Here is a 2,403-nt window from a genome sequence, read left to right on the forward strand (position 1 = left end):
GGTAAATACATCCGCCGCTTCATCCAACAGGGTTTCCAGCTCGACTGTTCCTACCTTCAGCATCAGTGCTTTGGTATTGGCATTGGCCTTTGGCGCACCGCGCTGCACTTGTTTGAGTACCTCATTGAGCTGAGCTTGCAGTGCTTCTTGTGACTCGCAAACAAAATGCACAATGCCCAAGGCTTGGCTCTGTGCTGCACCAACACGTTCCCCGAGTAACGCTAGACGCCGTGCTTGAGTTAAGCCGATACGCGTCACCACAAAAGGGGCGATTTGTGCTGGTACTACACCAAGCCCCGTTTCAGGCATCGCAAACACCGCACTTTGATGGGCGATAGCAATGTCTGAAACGCACGCCAAACCAAAACCACCGCCCAATACCGCCCCCTCAAGTAAGGTAATAACCACTTGGGGCGCCTGATTCACTTGGGCGACCATGCGCCCGAAGCTGCGATTGAAATTCCAAATAGCTTGTTGCTTATCTTGTTCACTGCCCGCGTCGCTGTACATATCTGAAATATCGCCGCCAGCGCAAAAGTTGCCTTCACTGCCACAAATGACCACTGCACGCACCGAGCTGTCATCCGCTATATCGCTAAATACCGCCATGACTTCTTTAACTAGGGCTAAATTCATCGCGTTTTTCTTATGAGGGCGATTAAAGGTGATGGTCAACACCCCTTGAGTAAGGCTGACTAAAATTTCCCGATACTGCTGTTGGCTTACATTCGACATTTACTTATCTCTATTTGGTTATCTCTATTCCGTTAATCGTGACTAGCCCAAATAAGGGCAGTCCCCATTACGTTTATCTACCACTAGAAGCGAGGTACACCAAACTGGCTGGTATTGACCTTACGCGCTTGGCCTTCGCGGCAAATATCTAGCACAAATGCCAGTATTTCTCGGGTGTCCCTTGGGTCAATGATGCCGTCATCCCATAAGCGAGCGGAATTAGCCAAGGCGCCAGACTTTGCCTGCATCACTTCTACCGTGCGCTTTTCAAGTGCGTCCAATTTGCCTGTGTCAATCGCATTAGCTCGGGCCATTTTGGCGCTGGCTACCGTTCTGAGTACACTGCCTGCTTGCGCTGGCCCCATCACGGCCACAACCGATCGTGGCCAAGCAAACATAAAGTGAGGTTCGATACCACGCCCTGCCATAGCGTAGTTGCCAGCGCCATATGAGCCGCCCAGCACAAGGCTGATTTTAGGCACGCTAGTATTAGTGACCGCTTGAATGAGCTTGGCGCCGTGCTTGATAATGCCGGCACGTTCTGACTCTGTACCCACCAAAAAACCTGTGGTGTTGTGCAGGAAAACAATCGGCGTGCCCGACTGTTCACATAGCTGTATAAATTGCGCTGCTTTGGCTGCGCCGTGGGCAGTGATAGGAGCATTGTTACCAATAACGCCGCATACCATGCCGTGCAATCTCATGTGCCCGCATACGGTTCCCATGTCGTACTCAGTTTTAAAGTCGAGAAAGTCTGAGCCATCGGCAACGCGTGCGATGACTTCGCGCACGTCGTAAGGCGTTTTTGCCTCTTTTGGCACTATGCCCAATAGCTGTTCTTTTTCGTACAAAGGCTCCTGGTACTGACTTACTGCATGAGAGTTAGAACTGTCATTCCATTCCAAGCTAGCGGTTATCTCACGCACAATGCGAATACCGTCTGCGTCATTTTCAGCTTGATAGTCGGCAACACCGGAAATTTCGCTGTGCATTTGTGCTCCGCCAATTTCTTCGTCGGTGGCGATTTCCCCCGTTGCCGCTTTTAGCAGTGGCGGCCCCGCCAGATACACAGTGGATTGCCCTTTGATCATGACCACATAATCTGACAGCCCAGGTTGGTAAGCACCGCCCGCTGTTGCACTCCCATGTACAAGAGTAATTTGTGGGATACCCGCCGCAGACAGCTTGGCCTGCAGAGCAAAACCCGCGCCTGAGAACCCAAACCAGTCCCCCAATGAGGTTAAGTCGCCGCCACCACTTTGGGCTAAGGCAATCACCGGTAACTTGTTTTGCAAAGCCATTTGATACATGCGCAGGCGCTTATGACTGCCCAGCTGAGTAATACTGCCACCTTTGGTTAAGTAGTCATCAATCATGACCATGCAGCGCGCGCCCGAAACATAACCAATCCCGGCTATTACGCCGCCACCGGCAGCGGAGCCGTCGGTATCACCTTCTTGCATGTACCCGCATAAGCTCGCTAATTCTAAAAAGGGGGCGCCAGGGTCAACTAAGCGTGATAAGCGCTCTCTGGGTGGGATAAGTCCGCGTTTGATATAGCGCGGGGCTTTTTCGTCGGCCAACTGAATAACACGCGTTTCAATCGCTCTAACCTCAGAGACTCCGGCGCGCATTACGTCGGCGTTTTGCTTAAACGCTTCGCTGTGG

2 protein-coding genes are annotated in these 2,403 nt (G+C 51.9%); both read right to left on the minus strand.

Annotated features, from left to right (window positions below; all coding sequences use genetic code 11):
* Window positions 1-735, minus strand: a 735-nt coding sequence (locus tag ACSHWX_RS18270) for an enoyl-CoA hydratase/isomerase family protein (RefSeq protein WP_435669640.1), incomplete at its 3' end; no start/stop codon positions are given.
* A gap of 83 nt (window positions 736-818) precedes the next feature.
* Window positions 819-2,403: acyl-CoA carboxylase subunit beta (locus tag ACSHWX_RS18275; protein WP_435669641.1), on the minus strand; the 1,585-nt coding region annotated here is incomplete at its 5' end.

This window comes from Maritalea sp., from assembly GCF_051251695.1.
In the GTDB taxonomy this organism is placed as follows: domain Bacteria; phylum Pseudomonadota; class Alphaproteobacteria; order Rhizobiales; family Devosiaceae; genus Maritalea.